The 1,634-nt window shown below is 63.2% G+C and carries 1 protein-coding gene; it reads right to left on the bottom strand.

The features are described 5' to 3' along the window. The coding region (locus RMN84_RS02685) for a class I tRNA ligase family protein (protein ID WP_309610663.1) at nucleotides 1-1,537 on the bottom strand (1,537 nt) is incomplete at its 3' end. Between the last annotated feature and the right edge of the window lie 97 nt (nucleotides 1,538-1,634).

Raw genomic sequence — 1,634 nt, 5'->3', positions numbered from 1 at the left:
AGGGCATGTGGGCGGCAGAGGACGACAGGCCCTCCCCTTCGCCACTTCGTGGCTCTTCCCCTCCCGCTCCGGCGGGAGGGGCTAAGGGACTATCCATCCCGATGAACCATTGCGGGGTGCAGCGATAAATCACCCGCGCCTTCGACCGCCACGAGTGCGGATAGCTGTGCCGGAAATCGCTCGCCGCCAGCAACGCCCCGGCTGCGCGCAGGTCCGCACAGATCGGCCCGTCGGGCGCATTGAACCTGGTGTTGATCACCGACCCCTGCCCGCCGAGCCAGGCCCAGTCGGCGCGATATTTCCCGTCCCCCTCGACCGCGAATACAGGCTCGATGCCGTGGGCCTTGCAAAGCGCGAAGTCGTCCTCGCCATGGTCGGGCGCCATGTGGACGAGACCCGTGCCGGTGTCGGTCGTGACGAAGTCGCCGGGGAGGAAGGGGCGTGGCTTGGCAAAGAAGCCGCCGAGATGGTGCATAGGATGGCGGGCGATAGTGCCGGCGAGGTCAGAGCCTTTCAGTTCTCTTATAGCAATGACGTCGCAGATGATTTTCTTTCCGGCCAACGCGGGCGGCAGAAGCTGCTCCAGCCCCACCGTGAAACGCTTTACGAACTCATCGGCCAACGGCGCCGCGACGAGGATGTCTTTGAGGCTCCAATCAGCGAAGAACGCACGCCAATGCTCGGTTTCTTCGGCCTGCATGTCGCAGAGTGTCAGGTCGCAATCGAGGACTTGATACTCAACCTCTGGCCCATAAGCCAAAGCCTGATTAACCGGGATCGTCCACGGTGTCGTCGTCCAGATCACCGCGTGCGCGCCAACCAACTCTGCAATCGGCGACTCAACAATCTCGAACGCCACATCGATCTGGGTGCTCGTCACATCCTCATATTCGATCTCGGCCTCGGCCAGCGCGGTCTTCTCGACCGGGGACCACATCACGGGCTTGGCCCCGCGATAGAGCTGCCCGCTCTCCGCAAACTTCATCAGTTCGGCGACGATCGTCCCCTCGGCCGCGGGGTCCATCGTCAGGTAGGGCTTGTCCCACTCCCCGCCGATCCCGAGCCGCTTCAATTGCTCGCGCTGCGTATCGACCCAATGCTGGGCATAGGCGCGGCACTCGGCGCGAAACTCGACCAGCGGCACCTGGTCCTTGTCTAGCTTCTTCTTGCGATATTGCTCCTCGACCTTCCACTCGATCGGCAGCCCGTGGCAGTCCCACCCGGGCACATAAGGCGCATCCTTGCCGAGCAAGGTTTGCGTGCGAACCACCATGTCCTTGAGGATATGGTTGAGCGCATGGCCGATATGGATGTCGCCATTGGCGTAGGGCGGCCCATCGTGGAGGATAAACTTCTCCCGCCCCGCCCGCGCGGCGCGCAATTGCTGGTAGGCCCCGTCGGCCTGCCACTTGGCGAGGATGCCCGGCTCCTTCTGCGGCAGTCCGGCCTTCATCGGAAAGTCGGTCTTCGGCAGGAAGACGGTGGAGCGCCAATCCTGCTTATCGGAAACGGCGGGTTTTTCTGGAGCGTCTGACATTGGCGGCGGCTCTAGCGGGCGAGGCGAGCATTGCAAAGTGATCGTCTAAGCGAGAATCCGCCGCGCCATCGCGCTGTCCGCATCCATCTGCGTCACC

The sequence above is a fragment of the Sphingomonas sp. genome (assembly GCF_031380695.1).
In the GTDB taxonomy this organism is placed as follows: Bacteria; Pseudomonadota; Alphaproteobacteria; order Sphingomonadales; family Sphingomonadaceae; genus Sphingomicrobium.
The sequence above is the reverse complement of the archived record's forward strand: the minus strand, read 5'-3'. Positions and strand labels throughout refer to the sequence as shown.